We start from the raw sequence: 19,967 nt of genomic DNA on the forward strand, positions 1-19,967 counted from the left end.
TTCGATCGATAATTCCCTCAAAATTATTACAATCATAAAATAAGTATATAAATAAGCCAAGACATTATAACCTGTCTTGGCTTATTTAAAAAATTCAATAACCAACCGATTTTGATTATATATCCAATTTTCATTATAAAATCAAATGGGTGTGGAGAAAGCTCATCATGTTAAATAACTGTATATATCCCATACATCATAAAAAGGCAAAAAAATTAGAGATTTAAAATGAACTAAAAATCCATCCAGTATAAATTCTATAATAGAAAAAAACTATGGGATTTTTTTGATGATGGTTTTTATATCAGTTTTAAAAAAGGGTCATAAAAAAATAAACTAATGTAAATATAGCAAAGTTGCTAGCACTCACCCTTTACTTACCCGCCGCCTGAAGACTCGTATTCCTACTAAATTTGCGTGTTTCTTTCTTTTCAACGAGGGAATATCCAAAGTAATACTTGTTTATAAGGAGTTGGGAAATCAGTATGAAGCTAAAAGCTCTTGCACTTAATTGTACGTTAAAGAAAGGTTCTGAAGTCTCAAACACAGGTGCGTTAATTGACGAAGTGGTGAAGATATTTGATAAGAATGAGGTGCAAACCGAAGTCATAACCATGGCAGACTATAAGATTGGACACGGAATTACAGAAAAAGCAGTAAATGAAGAAGATGAATGGCCTTCTATTTTTGATAAAGTAAAGGAAGCAGATATTGTACTAATAGGCTCTCCTATTTGGCTAGGTGAACAAAGCAGTATTACTACTCAAATTATAGAAAGACTTTATGGCGGAAGTAGTCTAACAAATGATGAGGGTCAATATATTTACTACAACAAAGTAGGTGGAGTGGTTGTGACGGGAAATGAGGATGGTGCCAAACACGTTTCACGTTCGATCATCTACGCATTATCTCATATAGGTTTTACCATTCCTCCCAATGTGGATACGTATTGGGTGGGAAAGCAGGACCGGGACCATCCTTTATTGAGGCAGAAGGATATAAAAATGATTTCACCATGCAACATGTGAAAATGATGGCTCATAATCTAATACATTTTGCAAGACTGTTGAAAAGTCACCCAATTCCTGCTGAAGGAAATGTAGTCAATAGTTAATAAAAGAGGATCCCATTAACGGGTCCTCTTTTATACGTTTACATACACCCTGTAACTATTTTTATGAGAAGTTTCCCTTTTTATGTTAGCCTGCTTTGGTTGCAACTACTAGTACACGCCCTTGATCTAATTCTCTTTCATATTGTTGAGCTTCAACATCCGATAAACCTAAAGATTCGATTTTAGAACGTAATTCATCTCCACGAGATCGGAATACATTGGCTACTAAATCAAATGCGCCTTGTTCTGAGACACCAACATCGTTCGTCTCTAATGCTTCTGTTAAATCTTTGGAACGATTTTTATCATGAGCTAATAAATATACTTCATCCTTTGTGTATCCTCGATTTAGAAATTGTTCAATTGCCTCTTTTGCTTGGACTCCGTTTTCTACTACTCTTACATTTTTCATAAAAAACCCTCCTTTGTAGTTAAATGATATATACCCATTTTCAAGAAATAAAAATCTTTTTTTACTAACTGATAAAATGCTATAAAATTCCCCAATTCACAATTCATTTTCTTCTCCTTAAAATCTAAAGCTGTGTTTATTAAAACTTAAGCTTATGTTTTAGAAGGAGCTGTACGGGAACGAAGTAAAATAAGACGATTATTCAATAAAGGAGGAATTATTATGAACATAACAGAAGTAATGACCTCAAATATTGAGACGTGCAATCTTAAAAGTTCTTGTGGTGAGGTAGCTAACATGATGAAGAATCTAGATGTGGGGGTTCTTCCTATTTGCGAGGATAATAAGCTAATAGGAGTAATAACGGATCGTGATTTAGTTATCAAAGGATTAGCTAATAATTTTAATGCAAATACGCAGATATCTGAAATGATAACAACGGACGTGATTACTGGTACAAAACATACGTCTGTAGAACAAGCTATGGAAATCATGTCTCAATATCAAATACGCAGACTTCCTATCGTAGATGATGGAAAACTCATTGGAATGGTTTCTTTAGGAGATTTAGCAGTAAGTAATGCTTCAAATAAAGAAGCTGGGAAAGCTCTTCAGGACATTTCAGTCCCTGCTGAACCTACTAAATAAAAATCAGGAGATTTTATCTATAAATTGTCTGTTTTTTAGTTTTAAAAATACAAGGATATGAGAAGGGAGTATACGTTATGCCTTTGTTAGAAATAAGTATTATACCTGTTGGAACAGATTCAACAAGTTTTAGTTCAGAAGTAATTAACGCTGTACGTAAGCTCAAGGGAAAGGAATTACATTATGATGTAACACCTACTTCTACCATAATAGAAGGGGACCTTGAACAATTATGGCAAGTAGCAAAAGAAATACATCAAGAGGCAATTTCAAGTGGTCCTAATCGAGTTATCACAAATATACGTATTGATCACCGGAAAGATAAGAAAACAGATATGAACCATCAAATAAATATCGTTGAGGATGCGTTACATCATAGTTAGGATAACGTAAAAAAAGATAATCTACTCAACGAAAAGGATTTTTAGTTTTTCTCTATCTATAATAGCGATTATCATAAGTAGAAGTTTTAATATTTATACTTTGGGAACATGAATAATAGAAAAGAAATAGGAGGAGATGAAAATGGAACGAACTGCAAAGAGAGTTGTAGGGATATACAAATCTGAGCAAGAAGCCATTGCAGCTGTGGAGGATCTTAAAAACCAAGGATACGCTACACGTGACATCTCCATCATTGGGCAAGACCGTAAAGAAGTAGATAGAGTAACAGAGGAAACAGATACTGAAGTGGTTGATGGAATTGCAACAGGTGCCCTGACTGGTGGAGCTCTTGGTGGGCTAACAGGTTTATTAGTAGGAGCTGGTGCACTTGCTATTCCAGGAATAGGACCGATTGTTGCTGCGGGACCCATTGCAGCCGTGTTAACTGGCGCTGTAACGGGTGCAGGAGTTGGAGGATTAACAGGAGCTCTTGTTGAAATTGGTCTTTCTAAAGATGAAGCTGAATACTATGGTAACTCAGTCAAAGAAGGAAATATCTTAGTACTCGTTGATGAAAAAGAGCAGTTTGGTAAAAATAGAGAGCAAAAACTACCTCTATCCGGAAGATTTCTTTAAATTTGAATAAAAAAGTTTATAAAAAGAGTTCTCTAATAGATGATGGGCCTGACCCCAGAGAGTAAGACAAATAAAAAAACTACTGGCATATGTGTGTCAGTAGTTTTTTTAGGTTAAATAGTACGTAGATAAGAGCCTTGCATTTTACAATTTAAACACTTCACGAGTAGTATGCTCCAGATGTGAAAACTTATTACTCTAACTGACGACAAATACAATGTTTTTATATATATTAGTCAAAGAACAAAGAGTTTACAAATGGGTATTTTTGTCATTTATTTAATAGTTAATACGTTTGTTTAAAGGAATAAAGCAAGGATTAACACTTCAAATTATTGATGTGGAGAGTCTCTCCCCATATCAATAATCAAAGACAACTAAACTAAAATCTTATTCTTATTCCTATAAAGTTTAAAGTCGTTTATAATCTGGCAAATAAGGGGTTAGGGGAACATCATTTATAGATAACGGAACCTCTATACGCCTCCCATCCCCTATATTGCTTAATTCAGTTAGGCCATTAGCCTTCATCAAATTCTCCTTAGAAATACCATAATACTCTACAAGTGTTTCAATCGTTTCATCTGCTGTTAGTTGGTGTACATTTCTTATTTTTTCTATTTTACATGCTGACTGTTTAAAAATAGGCTGTTTAGATAAAGGATCGGTGAAATCAGCTGTTAATTCGTTTGCTGCTTCATTTGTGGTCCAGCTACCATAATGGAATGGTACAAAGATAAGCCCTCTCTGTACAACATTGCCTATTCTTGCAGGTACTTTTATCCATCCTCTCGGTGACGTTATACGTACGATCTCCCCATTGATAAGATCTAAATCTTTGGCATCCTCTTCATTAATTTCTACGTAGCCATGAGGAGCTTTTGATTGCAATAAAGGAGATCGAGCTGTTTTTGTCCTTGTATGCCAATGCCATACAAGCCTTCCAGTTGTAAGCCAGAGAGGGTACTCTTCATTTGGTTGCTCCACTGGAGGTAAATATCGTGTCGGATGAATCATTGCTTTTCCTTCAGCCTTTTTCGATTCAAATTCCCCCTTTGTCAGAGCTCTCCCTGTAAACTGATCTTTCGTGTAGCTTTGTGTATATTCAGAGTGGGTCGGAAATACAAAATTTGAATATAATCGAGTAGTTCCATGAAGGTTTTCACTGTTCACTGGCCATCGTAATCCATTATATTTTTCTAACCTTTCATAGGTAATGCCTGTCATATCGCAAGGACGTCCTTTTGAGATAAGCTTCCACTCTTCAAAACATTCTTCAGGAATAGAAAAACGAATTAATGGGTTCCCATCCTTGTCTGTTAAGTTCATTCTTCTTGCAAAATCTAAAAGTATATAAAAGTCTGCTTTTACTCCTTTAGGTGGATCAACTGCTTTTCGCAGCAAGTTAATTGTACGATCAGCGTTTTCCATCGTACCCTCTTTTTCACCCCATAAAGCTGCAGGTAAGATAACATCAGCTACTGCTGCTGTCTCAGTTAGGAATGGGTCTTGAACAATGACAAACGTTTTTTCTAAGGCTTTTTTTGCTCTTCTTCTATTGGGAAGTGAAACGAGAGGATTGGTGCCAATATTCCAAAATACCCCGATTTCCCCTTTTTCCATCATTTCTATTTGTTCTTCAATACCTTTTTCTGGACCAACAGGGAGTGTTAAAGGGTCCATATTCCATAACTTTGCTATTTCTTCGATATGTTTAGGGTTGGAGGAATTACGTTGTCCCGGGTATGTTCCCACACCTCCGGCAGTACGATTGGCAGATGAACTAGGTTGTCCAGCCATATGTAAGGGTCCGCAACCAGGCTTACCAATTAAGCCACGAATTAAATGCAAGTTATTGATTGCTACACAAGCCGTTGTAGCATCTGCACTTTGAAACGTACCTTGAAGTGTCGTAGTAACCAGCGAGTTTGTCTTTCCTAAACGAATCGAAGCTTCTTTTAAAAAGTCAGAGGGAATCCCAGTTTGTTTTGCTGTTTGTTCCAGCGTCCATTCTTTTACAGAGTCTTTCATGTCTTCAAAGCCAATTGTATAGTTCTGAATAAACTCGTTATCAATATTTCCTTGCTGTAAGATAAAGTGGATTAGACCATTCAGTAATGCAACATTGGTTCCCGGATATAGTTGCAAATGCAAATCAGCTTCTTGTGCAGTTAATGTCTTTCTTGGGTCTACCACAATGAGATAGGGCTTTCCAGTTTTCTTTTTTCTCTGCATTATACGTTCGAATAACACAGTTCCTGTCTCTGCCATATTGTGACCAAATAGCATAAGGGTATCTGTTTCATCAATATCATCAAATGAAGCTGGCGTTCCATCGGCACCAAACGATTGAAGTAGACAAAATTCAGTTGTAGCTGTACAAAGCCTTGTATTTGCATCTAATAGATGAGTCTGTAATCCTGCCCTACCTATTTTAGCTAACGTATAATAGTCTTCTAAAAATCCCTGACCTGTTGAGTAAATAGAAATACTATTAGCCCCTTTTTCTTTTAGTGACTTCTTTGTCTTTGTAACAATAAGGTTCATTGCTTCGTCCCATGTTGCAGGAGTAAGCTCTCCTGATGAATTACGTATTAAAGGCGTCACTAATCGATCGGTGCTATTATTGGCATACCATTGATTTTCCCCTTTTGGGCCAAGTCGTCCCCGATTTGTAGGGTGTTTACCATTCCCTTTAATTCCTACAATTTTTTCATCTTTTACTGCTATGTAACAGCCACAGCCAACTGAACAGATATTACACGTATTATAGACCCATTTATCTACTTCCCCTTGGCTGTAGATGTTCATATCAATTCTTTCTTTATCCCAACTCATTTCCTATTCCTCCTAACGGGCTTTGCTCAGATAAAATGATGGAACAACGTATTTGATAGTTTCAAAACCAAACATAGTTTCAAGGGTATCTCCGACTTGCTCCAAACTTACTTTCATTTCAGGTAATAATTTATTTAAATAGTTAGCAGTTGAAAGATTTCCTTTATCCATCCACTTTACAGCCCTTTCATATGCCCTAAAAATAGAATGTACAATATCATAATTGTGATAAAGAATAGTTATGGGTTCTTTTATATCATTGATAAGTAATGATGCTTGATTTAATTTGGGAAGAAGCTCTTTCAGTACATTTTCTTGTTCTGTGAGAGCTTCTCTTAAAATTTGAATGAGAGGATAATTTATGTTTTTTGTTTCTATTAATGCTTTTTGATTATGATCATAAACAAGTGAGTATAATTGAAATAACTCGGACATTTTTTCACACCTTTCAGACATTAGGGTTTTATTGCATATACTCTCTCTATACCCAATCAAATTTTTGAATAATCTACTAAAAAAATAGGGTTATATCTAATTTAATAAATCAATCAATCAATATAGGGTAGAGCCATTAGTTAACGTAATACGTTTTATGTTAACTAGTTCGTAAATTAGTGCATCAAATTATCTTTAGGTGTAATGATCCTAGAATTATTATGAAGTTATCATATTTTAACTATTGAAAATGATAATTACTTCTTATATGATTCAGAATTGAAAACAGATTAAATGTGATGACTAACCGGAGGATATTATGAGGCTTTTAAAAAAAGTGTTTAAGCGTAAAGTTACATGGATTGTTTTTTTGATTGTAATAGCTTTTATTTATTTAAATAATAGTTCTTTACTGGCTAAGGAAAGAGAGAGTCAACCTTTTCTGCTTGCTCATAGAGGCGTCGCTCAAACATTTACGATGAAAGATATTCAAAATGACACGTGTACAGCCGAAAGGATTTACAACCCTGAACATAATTTTTTAGAAAACACCATTCCGTCTATGGAAGCTGCTTTTGAAGATGGGGCTGATATGGTTGAACTTGATGTTCACATTACAAAAGACAATCAATTTGCAGTATTTCATGATTGGACAGTAGATTGTCGAACAAATGGAAAAGGCGTTACAAGGGATTATACAATGGCTGAGTTAAAAAAATTAGATATTGGATACGGATATACAGCTGATGGAGGGAAAACGTACCCTTTTCGTGGTAAGGGAGTCAACCTCATGCCTTCTCTGAATGAAGTAATGGAGCATTTTCCTCACCAAGCATTTCTTATTCATGTGAAAAGTAATGATCCTAAGGAAGGAAAACAATTAGCTAAGTATTTATCACAATTTTCCAAGAATCGTTTAAAAAATATAACCGTTTATGGCGGAGAAGAACCCATTGATTCATTAAAAAAGGAAATGCCCAACCTAAAGGTTATGTCCAAAGCGACTATGAAAGATTGTCTTATCCCATACATAGCAACAGGTTGGACGGGGTACGTACCAAAGGCATGTGAAAATACAGAATTACATATACCAGAAAAGATTGGGCCTTTTCTATGGGGATGGCCAAGTCGTTTTTTAAATCGAATGGATGATGTAAATACTCGAACAATTATCGTAGGAGGAAATGGAAGCGAGTTTTCAACTGGTTTTGATTCTATTCAAGATTTAAAAAGACTTCCAAATGGTTATTCAGGAGGAATATGGACCAATCGTATTGATAAAATAGGAGATTACTATAAGACGAATAAAGAGTAATTTTAGAATCATTGAAGCAATTAAATAACAGCAATGAGGCAATTGGTTTTTATTCCAATTGCTTTTCTTATTTATGTTTCCTAGAAGGTACATTATGTGGACTAAATAGGTATGTCTTATGCCACTTAAAAACAGATTCCCTTTTGTTTGTTAACAATAATTTCCTTAATTTAGTTATAATATATGGAAATCACAAAAAAGGTGGATATTTATATGAAATTATCAGTACTTGTAGATAATAATACGTTGATTGATCGCTACTTCTTAGGAGAGCCAGCATTTTCATTCTTTATTGAGGAAGACGATAAACGAATTTTATTTGATACTGGCTATTCCGATGCTTTTATAAGAAATGCAGAGAAGATGAGAATTGATTTAAGGAACTTAGATTGGATAGCCTTATCACATGGACATGTCGACCATACTTGGGGCCTTACACATTTAATTAGCCTACATATGGAAGCCAAAAATGAGGCTTTAGCTCATCATACCCCTACAATCATTGGTCATCCGTTAGTTTTTGAAAGCAAATTACTTGATTCAGTAAGCGAGATAGGGAGCGTCTTATCTTACCATAAATTAAGCAAACATTTCCCTATTAACTTATCTAAGCAACCATTTTGGCTGACTGATAAATTAGTGTTTTTGGGTGAAATTAAAAGAAAATTTAACTTTGAGGGCAAAGAATCTATTGGAAAAGTTAGCACTGAAAAAGAAGAATTTGACGATTTTATTTTTGATGATACTGCGTTAGTTTATAAATCATCTGAAGGGTTAGTTATTATGGTAGGTTGTGCTCATTCGGGGATATGTAACATTATTGAGTATGCAAAAGAGGTATGTAGTGAAGAAAGAATAGCAGATGTTATAGGGGGATTTCATTTATTGGATCCCTCAGACTTTCAACTAGATAATACCGTAAAATATATAGAAGAACTTGGTCCTAATAAGCTACACGCTTCTCATTGTACGGATCTACATTCTAAGATAGCGCTCTCTCGAGTTGCTGATATAGAAGAAGTTGGGGTAGGTTTACGACTAGAATATGTTTAAGTGGAAAATCCATTATGTTAATTAAACGAAGAGGCTCAGAAAAAATCTGGGCTTTTTTTATTGTTTACAAATTAATCGTTGACTTAGAGCTAACTCTAAGTTGTAACATGTAAAGAAAGGAGGAAATGGAAATGTATAGTATATCTGAAGTTGCTACGAAAACAGGATTCACAGCTCATACGTTACGTTATTATGAAAAGATTAGGTTATTAACTCCACCATTAAGAAAAGGTGGAAAAAGAAGATATACGGAAGGTGAAATTCGCCTTCTCAAATTTATGAAAATGTTAAAACAAACAGGGATGTCTTTGGAAGATATCCAGGAATTTTCAAAAGATGGATGCCTCCTGGAAAAAATTGATTCTGTAGCTATTCAATTAAAAAAGATTCAAACGAGGGCGGATATTTTAAACAAACACTTACTTCTTTTAGAGAAGCAAAAACAAGAGATTGAAACTGTTATGAAGGTGACAAGAGAGAAATTAGAGGTGTACGAAACAATGATTGGAGATTTGGAAGATGAAAAGTAAAATATACCTTATGTTGATAGGCTTCGCTATATTTACAGGTGCTACGTTCAACCTAGCTAAGTATGCCGTTCAGTATTTCTCCCCTGCAAGTTCTGCAGCATGGCGATTTGGTATTGCTGCACTCGTTATGGTTCTTATATTAGGATTACAAAAACAAATAAAGTCAAAAGCCATTAAGAACTATTGGAAAATGTATATCTTACTTGGCATCATAGGAATCTTTGGGTTCAATGCTTTTTTCTTTTTAGGAATGCAATACACTTCACCTTTAAACGGGGCTCTCATCATGGGAACTAACCCTCTTGCAACTGCACTTTTTGCTTATTTTATTTTAAAGAATCCCATTACAAAACAGCAAATGTTGGGTATATCCTTTGCTTTAGTAGGCGTTATTCTTGTCCTTACGCAAGGTTCGTTAAAAATTATTCAAACACTATCTATTTCTAAAGGTGATTTACTAATCTTAACAGGGAACTTATGTTGGGCTTTATATGGTGTATTAGGAAGAAAATATTTAAAGGGTAGTTCTTCAATGGAGACAACTACTTATACAATGATTGTTGGTTCTCTTTTTCTTTTAGTCTTAACAGCTTTTTCACCAAGCTCTCTGCCTTTGTCTCACGTTACATGGTCAGCTTGGGGAGCTATTCTCTTTATGGCTCTATTTACAAGTGTATTAGGCTATCTGTGGTGGAATAAGGGAATGGCTACAATTGGCGCAAGTAATACATCTTTATTTTTTAATTTAGTTCCAGTCGTCACCATGATTCTTTCTATTTTAACCGGATCCCTTATTACATTACCTCAAGTAATAGGTACATGTTTAGTTATTTTAGGTGTTTTAACAGCTTCTGGCTTCTTAAACTTGAGAAGAAAACAAAAAGTTTCGGCTTCAATATAACGATGAACTGCTAAAGCCTATATAAAAAATATATAGGCTTTATTATCTCCGGTAACTTTGTTATATCATTTTTTTCAAATTCAATTTTTCACACCCACATGTTCAATTATTCGCTTCATTGCCTGAATCTGGCCCATATGAGTTGCTTCATGCATCAGTGTAACACCCGCCAGCTCTCCAAAGGTTTTACATCCCAGAAATGGCTTTTCCAAGTTATTGTTTAGCTGTTCAGCAGGAATTTGCTGAATACGAGCCAATTGGTCTTTTAGTTGGATCTTAAGCTCATCCATAGTAGGTACATCCCCCGTCCAATCGGCTGGTTTCGTACCATTTCCGAACAATTCCATATAATTTGCTGGAAGATGGGTTGTTGCATGAGGAAAACCAAACATAGTTTGTTCTGTAACTGTCAAAACATGACCTGTATGCCAATGAATTGTGTTGTTAAAACCATCTGGCTGCACATCAGTTTGATCCTCCGAAACAGCTCCTATGATTTTGAGGAAGTACTCTCTTCCAATTTCAAATTGCTTGAATACAAGTTTGTTCATCTCTTTCTCCCCTTTCACTGATACAATCATCCATATTATACCACCTATAGGGGGATAAGAATATAATTAAAGTACCTCTAGTGCTTCAAAATATTTGTACCTAGTTAACATAACTTATTTACTCTTGTCGTTAATAATCTATTAATAGAAGGATTTTTCTACAATATATATAAATATTAAAGTAATTTTAAATTCTTTATAAGAAAAAACCTTTACTAAACACAACACGTAAAGGTTTTTTTATAAGTTTCTTCTATTATAATAATATCTCCTTGATCAAAGTATGGATTTAAGTTTCTCTGTTAAACATAAAAAAGCTTCTTTATCTTTATTCTTTAAGGACTGATCAATTTTTTCGAGAATCTTACTTCTTTTGAAGTCATTCATCATTTGATCTAAAAACAGTTCAGCCAACATTTCATCGCGTAAATTTGGATCAACTTGATTCATTTCATTAAGCACATTATTTTCCATAAAACGTCAACCCCTTTATCTTTTCTCTTTTGCAAACAGTATTCCCTTTTGCACTTTTTTTATGCAAGGTTGATAGATGAAGTGAGACATAGAATAATATGTAATATGCGTAATTACGCTCCTATATTCTTTTTAGATATTTTTCATATGTCTTCAATTAGCTGAAAAAAGATAAAAATTAAATCATGAAGATTAATGCTTTACTATCTATACTTAGAGACAACAAATAAACATTTTTACCTTTTAATATATATCAATCGATTTTCTCTTTACCTCCAAAGAAATTTTTGTATTCATAATAACTTAAAAGAAAATTTATAACTATTTAACTTCAGAGAGATTTTATTAACGTAATCTTTATTAAAGTTAAATAGTAAATTAATTTTATATATAGATGTAAATGTATAAACACTTTTATAAAAATTAAAATTATATTATTTACTTAAATTGACGACAAATAAAGTATTTCTCTACTTATAATATATATTTAATTCTGTTTTATAACAAATAATATAAATGATAAAGGTATAGTGTTTTCTATATAAAAGTAATTTAATTTTATTCATTAGAGTAATACCTAACTTTATTTTATTAAAAATAGTGTTACTTATTACATACCTTGTAGAAAAATTGCCTATTTGTCATCATTAAGAGTAAATGATATAACTTATTTTTTTATAAGTTAGTTATACGTTTTATACATCTGCAATAAAAACTTTTAATGTGTAACTTTGTATTAATATAATATAATAGATTATTAGACAACATAAATAAATGAAGTGTGTTATATAATTGATAATACTAGTAAAATCATTACCATTAAAGATATTATGGAAACGTTAGCTATATCATCAAAGAAAACCATATATACATACATTTAACGAGGAAAATCATTCTATTTGCCCTCATGAAGTGTAAATATATAAACTTTATTTTTTTATAAAAGAGTTTTTATATTTAATTCTTTATGATAAATAAGTTTAATTTGTATTTTTAATAAAAATTATATTATTTAAAATAACGTTAAATGATTATGAATTTCCTATTATTCTATTAGGAATAGAACAATTTCTTAAAATACCAAGTGGAAAATTGATTGATATATAATAAGAAATAAGTTTATATAATTATTTCAAATCATGTAGTTATACATTAATTAACGAACTATATATATATTTTGTTTTCTTGTTTATCAAAAATAGAAAAAACTTGTTAAAAGAATTTATTTCCTTTTAACAAGTTTCTTTTTCCTTTACGAATGCTTTTTTTCTTTATACCTTTTTGAATCTCGAACTAGAAAAGATGTCCCAGTCATTAAACAATTGAGGAAACAATACTTAGTTAAATAATATGGAAAACTATATTTGAAATAAAAGTATAAGAAAAGAAAAAAACTTAAATAAAAAATAATTTGCAAATGTCTTTTCAAAACTAAGTTATTAGGAGAATTCATGCTGATTACTCCTTCTATAATCGTTTGAAATGAAATTATTATTCACTATCAATGGCGGCTTTTCCTCTGTTATTTTACAAAATCATTATAAAAATGATAGGCAAATTTGCAGTACCTATGGAAGTACTATTTAATTGAGCTTTAGTTTTCAACTAACACCAAGAGTTAGTTAATGTCACGCTGTTTAAAATCTGGTTGCTCAAAATTATTGGGCTTATGCTGATATCCTACGTCATTATTACCCCAGAGTTTCTCGTATTCCCAACCTGTTAGCGCTTTCAAAACACTTCTTGTTTCTTCATCAGCCTGTTCCATTGAACCATTGTTCTTTAACCTATTAATTTCACTAATCATAATGGAATGAGTTTTCTTAGACAATTTAAATCTAAATGAAATAACTAAACTAATAGCGACTAGCCCTACAGTTCCGAAAAACAGAATACCTACAATCCCATTTATTGCTGTAGTAGACTGTGTCGTCGCACTTGCAACGAATCCACTTTCCTGTAAAATAACTCCTACCAAGAATGTAGCTAAAGCTGTTGTACTCTTGCGTGTAAAAGTCATAATACCAGCAAATATTCCTTCTCTTCTTTTACGGGTTACCATTTCATCTACATCAGGGATGAAAGTGTAAATATTCCATGGTATATAATATAATCCACTCTTCCCGATCCCTAGAATAACGGAGAAAGCATACAGCGCTATAATCATATAAGTTGGTTGTGTGAAGTATAAGAATATATAACCACTTATACATGTAATAATAGCAATATAAGATATTTTCAAAGATGGTGCAGGACCTATTTTAATAACGAGCCAACCAAACAATAATGTACATAACATTTGAAGTAATGAACCAATAGATAATAAATCGGATGCCAATACTGCGTCTTTATTTAAAGAAAATACAACAAAGTAGACAAAGACAGCGTTTAAAATATCCATGGCTGTAAACGAACAAATATACATAGTGAGGTGCTGACGGAAACTTCTAATTCTAAAAGTAGATGTTAAGTCAATGATGAATTTATTTATGGATTCTATAGCAGGTACTTTTTCTACACTATAAGGCTCTATAATGTCTTCTTCTATTTTACGTTCCCATGTTGTTCTATGTGTAATTAATAATGCAGCCATAAAAATAAAGGTGAAGATAATTCCGTTGTAAAGAAAAACTTGAGGTGAATCTTTTCCGAATATTTCGAATAATCTACCTGGAATAAAGGTAGCTAAAAATGTTCCTAACCCTGAATAGATTAATCTTATGGTTGAGAGCTTGGTCCGTGCATTAAAATCATTAGTCATTTCAGCTCCAAGTGTTTCAAATGGAATTAATACCATTGCTGCAAGGAATTCTAACAAAATATAAACCGTTAAATAGTACCAGTAATTCATATCAGAAATCCAAAGAAGGGAATAAATAACCATCAAAGGGCTTCCAACTAGTAAAAAGAACCTGCGTCTTCCAAACTTTTTTCCAAGTTTTGTACGACCGAAATTATCAGTGATATGGCCCATAAGTGGGCTTGCTATAGCATCAATAATACGAGCAATCGCAATAATAGATCCAGCTTCAACAGGGGTAAGACCACAATATGTAATGAAAAAATATAACATCCATGCGCCTATTATAGCGAATGCTCCCCCTCCAAATAAATCCATTGTTCCATAGCCAATATAATTTTTGAGTGTTAGTTTCCTGCTCTCAGTACGCATTCTTATTTCTCCTTTCCAAGCCTACTTATAAATTAAAAGAAACACATAAGATAATGATGTATGACAAGGAAGAATATAAAATATTAAACACCTGAATACGCCATAAAACCTCCATCAACAGGAATTGTCACTCCAGTAACAAACGCTGACATATTATCATCAACAAGCCATAATAGAGTGCCAAGAAGATCTTCTGGCGTACCAAATCTTCTCATTGGTGTGTTCGAAATAATCTTATGAGACCTTTCTGTATAGTTTCCTTCTTTATTTAGTAAAAGGTTCTTATTTTGTGAGGTTAAAAAGAAGCCCGGTGCAATTGCATTTACTCTAATTCCTGCCTCAGCCATATGAACAGCTAACCATTTAGTGAAATTTTCAATTGCTGCTTTTGCTGCGCTATAAGCAGGTACTTTAGTCATTGGAGAAGGGGCACTCATAGATGACATATTGATTACAACTGCTCCCTTTTGATTAACCATATTTTTAGTGAAAATTTGTGTAGGAATGAAAGTTCCCATAAAATTTAAATCAAATACATTTTGCACACTATCTGTACTTAAGTGAAAAAAAGTATTTAACTTAGGATTAGTAAGGTCTTCTGTTTGAAATATTTCGTTGGTTGTATTTGCACTTGAGTGGTTACCACCAGCTCCATTTATCAATATTGTACACGTGCCTAATTCCTCTGTTACAATCTTCTCGGCTTGTTCAACACTATCTTTATTCATAACATCGCATTTAATAGCAATCGCTTTCCCACCCATAAGGTTAATTTCTTCGGCTACCTTTTCACCCTTTTCGACTGTTCTATTTAAAATAGCCACAGACACGCCATGTCTAGCAAGTTCCTTTGCCATGGCACTGCAAAGTACTCCACTCCCCCCTGTTATTACAGCTACTTTACCATCTAAATTTTTATTTTCTTGTATGTTTACCATGTAGTTTCCACCTTTGCTTCTTGTAGTACAGAATTTTTATGTTTTAAAGCATCCCAAGCTCCCCACAAATACATAATTCCAAGTGCTCTATCATAAAGACCATATCCAGGCCTACATTGTTCATCCCAAATGTGTCTTCCATGATCGGGTCTACAATAACCTTTGAATCTGTTTTCATTATACGCATGTATAATGGCTGAAACGTCTACTGATCCATCTTTTGATCGATGCGATGTTTCAACAAAGTCCCCGTTATCATATACACGTACATTTCTTATATGAGTAAATGGTATTCTATCAATAAATTCGTGAATCATAGAAACTAAATCATTTTCCAAGTTCGCTCCTAAAGATCCTGTACAGAGCGTTATACAATTATATGGGCTACTATTTAGTTGTAAAATTTTTCTGATGTTTTTTTGGTTAGTTACTATTCGCGGTAGACCAAAGACAGGCCAAGGTGGGTCGTCAGGATGAATAGCCAATTTAATATCATTAAGTTCTGCAATTGGAATAACCTGATCTAAAAAATATTTCAAGTTGGCCCATAAATCATCTTCTGTTATATTTCTGTAGGCTTCAAAAAGTTGGTGAAGGTGATTTAACCTCTCTGGTTCCCAACCCGGCATGGTTAAACTCGAGTTCTCACTAATTTTATTTACTAAGTCTTTCGGATCAATATCTTTAATTCGACTATGTTCATAAAATAGAGCTGTAGATCCATCAGAAAGTGTTTTATTTAAATCTGTACGTATCCAATCAAATACAGGCATAAAGTTATAACATATGACTTTAACACCCACCTTTGCTAGCTTCTGAATTGTTTTCTTATAATTTTCTATGTATCGATCTCTAGTTGGGAGTCCGAGCTTAATGTCTTCATGAACATTCACGCTTTCAACCACTTCAATATGAAGGTTATGTTTATCAGCTAATTTTTTTATTTCTAAAATTCTTTCTATTGGCCACTCTTCTCCTACGGGCACATCATGCAGTGCCCAAACAATTCCTTCCACTCCTGGAATCTGCTTTATTTGTTCCAGTGTTATAGTGTCATTTCCTTCTCCAAACCATCTAAATGTCATCCTCATCTACCATCACCCCTAAAAATATAAGTAACAACCTATTTTTTATTTAAAATAATTTGGATATTCTTTCTTCAATAATTCTTTATCAACAAGTGCAATTTTTAAATGCTCTTCCATGATTTTTTCAGCTTTATTAGCATCTTGATCTTGTATAGCTTTGAAGATATTTACATGTTGAGAAAAAATATTATCCCAATTATAATCTGTTACTAGCCTTAACATACGACTCCTATTAAAGTGTACATTCATTTGTTGAATAACTAACCATGTTTTTTCTTTTTTACACCGTTTGAAAATAGTTCTATGAAACTCCTCATCTAATTCAAACATTTTTTTATAGTCTTTTTTCTTAACGCAAATTTTTTGCATACTTAAATTCATATCTAAATCAATAATCAACTCTTCAGAAAATTCCTGACAGGCTAGTCTAATAACTGCCTTCTCGAGATGTTCTCGCATAAACCGTGCTTCCTCCACAAGGTTCAAATCAATTAAAGAAACAAATGTACCTCGTTGAGGATAGATACTTAATAATCCTTCTTGAGATAATTTTAAAAAGCTTTCTCTTACAGGAGTCCGACTAACATTAAATTGAACTGATATTTCTTTTTCAGAAATATTTGTCCCAGGTGGAAGCTTCAGGCTTAATATTTGATCTTTTAGCATATTGTAAACTTGTTCCCTAGTAGAGAGGTTTTGGTTTTTTAAATCAATATTCATTATTCTAATCTCCTTTCTCTAACATACTACCATACAAGTACATTAGAATGGTAGATATTAATTTAATTTTTCTGAATATTTGTACTGTGAGCATTTATAAATCTTGAGGATTCCAACTATGTAAAGCCATTTTCAATAATAATAGTTGAGGGTATGAAAAAGAAAATTCAAAAAAGTGTACAAAATTCAAAAAAATTGAGTTATAATGTTTTTGAGCTACCATACTAGTATAACTAGAATATTAATAAAACTAATGGTAATTTTCTCTATAAGTTAGTTGAATCATTAATTTTTTTGAAAGCGTTATCTAGTTATTAAAAGTAAAAATTTATCTTCTTACAGAAGGGAAAGATTTATATGTCCAACATCGCAATTATAGGAACTGGATCTATTGCAACTGCCCATATCGAGGCTTATCTTGCAATGCCTGAAATTAGTAAAATTGTAGCTTTAGCTGATATTTATCCTGAAAAAGCAATGTCTGCAGTAACAAAATATAACCTGGAAGCACGGGTTGTCGCTAACTACCAAGAGTTATTGAATGATCCTACTATTGATGCCGTTTCCATTTGTACACCTCCTTATATGCACGCAACCATTGCCATCGATTTTCTTAAAGCAGGCAAACATGTCTTAGTAGAAAAACCTATGGCTTCTTCTCTAAAAGAATGTGACGAAATGATAAAAGCATCTATTGAAAGCCAGAAGCTTTTATCCGTTGTTGCTCAAAACAGGTTTATGACTCCCATTATGAGATTAAAACATGTCCTTGATCAAAACCTAATTGGAAAAATCGCTCATACTCAAGTTGATTCCTTTTGGTGGCGTGGTCATAGTTATTATGATTTATGGTGGCGCGGTACATGGGAAAAAGAAGGTGGAGGTTGTACACTTAATCATGCTGTTCATCATATTGACATGTTGCAATGGATGTTAGGGTTGCCAACTGACATTTTTGCAGCAACTAGTAATACCTTGCATGATAATGCAGAGGTCGAAGACCTTTCTATCGCTGTACTTCGCTATGGAAATGGTAGCTTAGCACAAGTAACAAGTTCTGTTGTTCATCATGGAGAAGAACAACAACTAATTTTTCAAGGTGAAAAAGCTAGAGTATCTGTCCCATGGAAAGTAAATGCTCAAATAGCTAAAGAAAATGGGTTTCCTCAAGAGAAAAATGATGAGGATTTAGAAAATCGTATTCAGGAAGCTTTTAATCAATATCCGGAATTACTATTTGAAGGGCATAAAGGACAAATAAATAATTTTTTAATGGCTATCAATGGTAACCAGAAGCTTCTAATTGATGGAACAGAAGGAAGAAAAACACTAGAACTTATTACAGCCATCTATAAATCTGCAAACCTAGGTGTTAATGTAAAACTGCCTCTTTTAGCAGACGATCCTTTTTATACACGCGAAGGAATGCTCGCGAATGTTAAGCATTTTTATGAAAAACAAAGCAGTGTAGAAAATTTTTCAGACGATACGATAACCGTTGGAGGAAATTACGAGAAAATATGAGTCTAGCGTTATTAAGTTGTAGGTATTAAAAATAAACTGAAAGCTAGCTTGAGGAGGAACAATAATGCAAAAAAGTGATGGAATGAATTATGCTCCTAAGGGAAAAAGTGCCCCTGTCGTTACAGAAGGACAATTCGTAATCGCGGCTATAGGTCTTGATCATGGACACATCTATGCAATGTGCAATGGATTAACTGAGGCTGGGGCTACATTAAAATGGGTTTATGACAATGATCAGAAAAAAGTACAAGAATTTTGTAAAGTATATCCGGAGGTACAGGTAGCCAAAAGTGAGAAAGAAATTCTCGAAGATCCCGATGTAAGGCTTGTGGCAGGCGCAGCCATTACATCTAAACGCTGTGATTTAGGACTGCGTGTTTTAGATCATGGTCAGCATTACTTTACGGATAAATCACCTTTTACGACTTTAGAACAATTGGAGCTTGCTCGTAAAAAAACAGCTGAAACGGGGCTTAAATGGGCTGTTTATTATAGTGAACGTTTGCACGTGGAGAGTGCCGTATTTGCTGGGCAATTGATTGAACAAGGAGCAATTGGAAAAGTGGTACAAGTTCTTGGAACTGGCCCACATCGTAGTAATGTAGAAAGCAGACCAAGCTGGTTTTTTGAAAAGGAATATTATGGAGGTATTCTATGTGATATTGGTAGTCACCAAATCGAACAATTTCTTTTCTATTCGGGCGCAAAAGATGCAAAAGTTGTACATAGTAAAGTGGGCAATTATAAGCATCATCAATATCCTGAATTAGAAGACTTTGGCGATGCTACTTTGATTGCTGATAATGGGGCTACAAACTACTTTAGAGTAGACTGGCTGACTCCTGATGGCCTTAGCACTTGGGGAGATGGGCGCACATTCATTCTTGGAACAGATGGGTATATTGAAATTCGCAAATACGTAGACATAGCAAGAGATAAAATAGGAGACCATTTATACTTAGTAAATCAACATACAGAGCAACATTTTTCTCTAAATGGAGAGGTAGGATTCCCTTACTTTGGTGAGCTTATTTTAGATTGTTTAAACGATACTGAAAATGCTATGACTCAAGAACATACTTTTAAAGCCGCAGAACTATGCTTAATTGCACAAAGAGACGCAATCTACGTAAATAATGAGCTTGAATTAAGTAAGATTTAAAAAAGTGAGGTGTTATTTTTGTTAATAACACCTTATTTAATTTAATTGAGATTTTCTAAACATAAGTTTGAA

Annotated in this window: 18 protein-coding genes and 1 pseudogene; 10 read left to right on the forward strand and 9 right to left on the reverse strand. The window is 33.5% G+C overall.

Annotation, left to right across the window (positions count from 1 at the left end; genetic code table 11):
- Positions 1-485: 485 nt before the first annotated feature.
- Positions 486-1,114, forward strand: a pseudogene (locus SB717_RS26845) (flavodoxin family protein).
- Between the two features lie 85 nt (positions 1,115-1,199).
- On the opposite strand, the gene SB717_RS26850 reads toward SB717_RS26845, so the two are convergent.
- Positions 1,200-1,526, reverse strand: coding sequence for a YflT domain-containing protein (locus SB717_RS26850; RefSeq protein WP_410905535.1), 327 nt, complete (start codon positions 1,524-1,526; stop codon positions 1,200-1,202).
- Between the two features lie 240 nt (positions 1,527-1,766).
- Here SB717_RS26850 and SB717_RS26855 point away from each other — a divergent pair, with 240 nt between their 5' ends.
- From SB717_RS26855 to SB717_RS26865, 3 genes are all read left to right on the forward strand, one after another.
- Complete coding sequence (locus SB717_RS26855; protein WP_410905559.1) at positions 1,767-2,174, forward strand: CBS domain-containing protein; 408 nt, start codon at positions 1,767-1,769, stop codon at positions 2,172-2,174.
- Positions 2,175-2,251: 77 nt separating this feature from the next.
- Positions 2,252-2,557, forward strand: a complete 306-nt coding sequence (locus SB717_RS26860) for an MTH1187 family thiamine-binding protein (RefSeq protein ID WP_074682717.1) — start codon at positions 2,252-2,254, stop codon at positions 2,555-2,557.
- Positions 2,558-2,699: 142 nt separating this feature from the next.
- Positions 2,700-3,194 carry a YflT domain-containing protein gene (locus SB717_RS26865; RefSeq protein ID WP_074682715.1) on the forward strand — a complete coding sequence of 165 codons (495 nt, stop codon included), beginning with the start codon at positions 2,700-2,702 and terminating at the stop codon, positions 3,192-3,194.
- 411 nt (positions 3,195-3,605) lie between these two features.
- On the opposite strand, the gene SB717_RS26870 is transcribed toward SB717_RS26865, so the two are convergent.
- A complete protein-coding gene (locus SB717_RS26870; RefSeq protein ID WP_410905537.1) occupies positions 3,606-6,032 on the reverse strand; it encodes a molybdopterin oxidoreductase family protein in 2,427 nt (808 codons plus the stop codon).
- Between the two features lie 12 nt (positions 6,033-6,044).
- The gene (locus SB717_RS26875) at positions 6,045-6,467 is read right to left on the reverse strand and encodes a hypothetical protein (protein ID WP_410905539.1); all 423 of its coding nucleotides are present in this window, start codon (positions 6,465-6,467) and stop codon (positions 6,045-6,047) included.
- A 319-nt stretch (positions 6,468-6,786) separates the two neighbouring features.
- Here SB717_RS26875 and SB717_RS26880 point away from each other — a divergent pair, with 319 nt between their 5' ends.
- The 4 genes from SB717_RS26880 (at position 6,787) to SB717_RS26895 (ending at position 10,266) form a co-directional block, all read left to right on the forward strand.
- The gene (locus SB717_RS26880) at positions 6,787-7,782 is read left to right on the forward strand and encodes a glycerophosphodiester phosphodiesterase family protein (RefSeq protein ID WP_410905541.1); all 996 of its coding nucleotides are present in this window, start codon (positions 6,787-6,789) and stop codon (positions 7,780-7,782) included.
- A 213-nt stretch (positions 7,783-7,995) separates the two neighbouring features.
- The gene (locus tag SB717_RS26885) at positions 7,996-8,835 is read left to right on the forward strand and encodes an MBL fold metallo-hydrolase (RefSeq protein ID WP_074682869.1); all 840 of its coding nucleotides are present in this window, start codon (positions 7,996-7,998) and stop codon (positions 8,833-8,835) included.
- Between the two features lie 131 nt (positions 8,836-8,966).
- Positions 8,967-9,365: a MerR family transcriptional regulator gene (locus SB717_RS26890; RefSeq protein ID WP_410905543.1), complete on the forward strand. Its 399-nt coding sequence runs from the start codon at positions 8,967-8,969 to the stop codon at positions 9,363-9,365.
- Entirely contained in the window at positions 9,355-10,266 is a 912-nt protein-coding gene (locus tag SB717_RS26895; protein ID WP_410905545.1) for a DMT family transporter, read from the forward strand. The genes SB717_RS26890 and SB717_RS26895 overlap by 11 nt, the downstream gene beginning before the upstream one ends.
- An 80-nt stretch (positions 10,267-10,346) precedes the next feature.
- On the opposite strand, the gene SB717_RS26900 is transcribed toward SB717_RS26895, so the two are convergent.
- The 6 genes from SB717_RS26900 to SB717_RS26925 form a co-directional block, all read right to left on the reverse strand.
- Positions 10,347-10,817: a DinB family protein gene (locus tag SB717_RS26900; RefSeq protein ID WP_074682877.1), complete on the reverse strand. Its 471-nt coding sequence runs from the start codon at positions 10,815-10,817 to the stop codon at positions 10,347-10,349.
- A 276-nt stretch (positions 10,818-11,093) separates the two neighbouring features.
- On the reverse strand, positions 11,094-11,291 hold the full coding sequence (locus SB717_RS26905) for an IDEAL domain-containing protein (protein ID WP_074682866.1): 198 nt from the start codon (positions 11,289-11,291) through the stop codon (positions 11,094-11,096).
- Between the two features lie 1,618 nt (positions 11,292-12,909).
- Entirely contained in the window at positions 12,910-14,463 is a 1,554-nt protein-coding gene (locus SB717_RS26910; RefSeq protein ID WP_303534290.1) for an MFS transporter, read from the reverse strand.
- An 83-nt stretch (positions 14,464-14,546) separates the two neighbouring features.
- Positions 14,547-15,401: an SDR family oxidoreductase gene (locus SB717_RS26915; protein WP_410905547.1), complete on the reverse strand. Its 855-nt coding sequence runs from the start codon at positions 15,399-15,401 to the stop codon at positions 14,547-14,549.
- The gene (gene uxuA / locus SB717_RS26920) at positions 15,395-16,492 is read right to left on the reverse strand and encodes a mannonate dehydratase (RefSeq protein WP_410905549.1); all 1,098 of its coding nucleotides are present in this window, start codon (positions 16,490-16,492) and stop codon (positions 15,395-15,397) included. The genes SB717_RS26915 and uxuA overlap by 7 nt, the downstream gene beginning before the upstream one ends.
- Positions 16,493-16,531: 39 nt before the next feature.
- A complete protein-coding gene (locus SB717_RS26925) occupies positions 16,532-17,209 on the reverse strand; it encodes a GntR family transcriptional regulator (RefSeq protein ID WP_081350985.1) in 678 nt (225 codons plus the stop codon).
- 357 nt (positions 17,210-17,566) lie between these two features.
- Here SB717_RS26925 and SB717_RS26930 point away from each other — a divergent pair, with 357 nt between their 5' ends.
- Positions 17,567-18,733 (forward strand): Gfo/Idh/MocA family protein, encoded by a 1,167-nt coding sequence (locus SB717_RS26930; protein ID WP_074682862.1) that lies wholly within the window; start codon positions 17,567-17,569, stop codon positions 18,731-18,733.
- Between the two features lie 64 nt (positions 18,734-18,797).
- A complete protein-coding gene (locus SB717_RS26935) occupies positions 18,798-19,895 on the forward strand; it encodes a Gfo/Idh/MocA family protein (protein ID WP_410905551.1) in 1,098 nt (365 codons plus the stop codon).
- Positions 19,896-19,967 lie beyond the last annotated feature (72 nt).

It is taken from the genome of Priestia sp. SIMBA_032 (assembly GCF_046535215.1).
In the GTDB taxonomy this organism is placed as follows: Bacteria; Bacillota; Bacilli; order Bacillales; family Bacillaceae_H; genus Priestia; species Priestia aryabhattai.

Coding starts and splice junctions, on each gene's coding strand:
- SB717_RS26930 (WP_074682862.1), top strand. CDS start 17,567: ATGTCCAACATCGCAATTATAGGAACTGGATCTATTGCAACTGCCCAT.
- SB717_RS26855 (WP_410905559.1), top strand. CDS start 1,767: ATGACCTCAAATATTGAGACGTGCAATCTTAAAAGTTCTTGTGGTGAG.
- uxuA (WP_410905549.1), bottom strand. CDS start 16,492: ATGAGGATGACATTTAGATGGTTTGGAGAAGGAAATGACACTATAACA.
- SB717_RS26865 (WP_074682715.1), top strand. CDS start 2,700: ATGGAACGAACTGCAAAGAGAGTTGTAGGGATATACAAATCTGAGCAA.
- SB717_RS26885 (WP_074682869.1), top strand. CDS start 7,996: ATGAAATTATCAGTACTTGTAGATAATAATACGTTGATTGATCGCTAC.
- SB717_RS26890 (WP_410905543.1), top strand. CDS start 8,967: ATGTATAGTATATCTGAAGTTGCTACGAAAACAGGATTCACAGCTCAT.
- SB717_RS26860 (WP_074682717.1), top strand. CDS start 2,252: ATGCCTTTGTTAGAAATAAGTATTATACCTGTTGGAACAGATTCAACA.
- SB717_RS26935 (WP_410905551.1), top strand. CDS start 18,798: ATGCAAAAAAGTGATGGAATGAATTATGCTCCTAAGGGAAAAAGTGCC.
- SB717_RS26895 (WP_410905545.1), top strand. CDS start 9,355: ATGAAAAGTAAAATATACCTTATGTTGATAGGCTTCGCTATATTTACA.
- SB717_RS26905 (WP_074682866.1), bottom strand. CDS start 11,291: ATGGAAAATAATGTGCTTAATGAAATGAATCAAGTTGATCCAAATTTA.
- SB717_RS26915 (WP_410905547.1), bottom strand. CDS start 15,401: ATGGTAAACATACAAGAAAATAAAAATTTAGATGGTAAAGTAGCTGTA.
- SB717_RS26900 (WP_074682877.1), bottom strand. CDS start 10,817: ATGAACAAACTTGTATTCAAGCAATTTGAAATTGGAAGAGAGTACTTC.
- SB717_RS26870 (WP_410905537.1), bottom strand. CDS start 6,032: ATGAGTTGGGATAAAGAAAGAATTGATATGAACATCTACAGCCAAGGG.
- SB717_RS26925 (WP_081350985.1), bottom strand. CDS start 17,209: ATGAATATTGATTTAAAAAACCAAAACCTCTCTACTAGGGAACAAGTT.
- SB717_RS26880 (WP_410905541.1), top strand. CDS start 6,787: ATGAGGCTTTTAAAAAAAGTGTTTAAGCGTAAAGTTACATGGATTGTT.
- SB717_RS26910 (WP_303534290.1), bottom strand. CDS start 14,463: ATGCGTACTGAGAGCAGGAAACTAACACTCAAAAATTATATTGGCTAT.
- SB717_RS26875 (WP_410905539.1), bottom strand. CDS start 6,467: ATGTCCGAGTTATTTCAATTATACTCACTTGTTTATGATCATAATCAA.
- SB717_RS26850 (WP_410905535.1), bottom strand. CDS start 1,526: ATGAAAAATGTAAGAGTAGTAGAAAACGGAGTCCAAGCAAAAGAGGCA.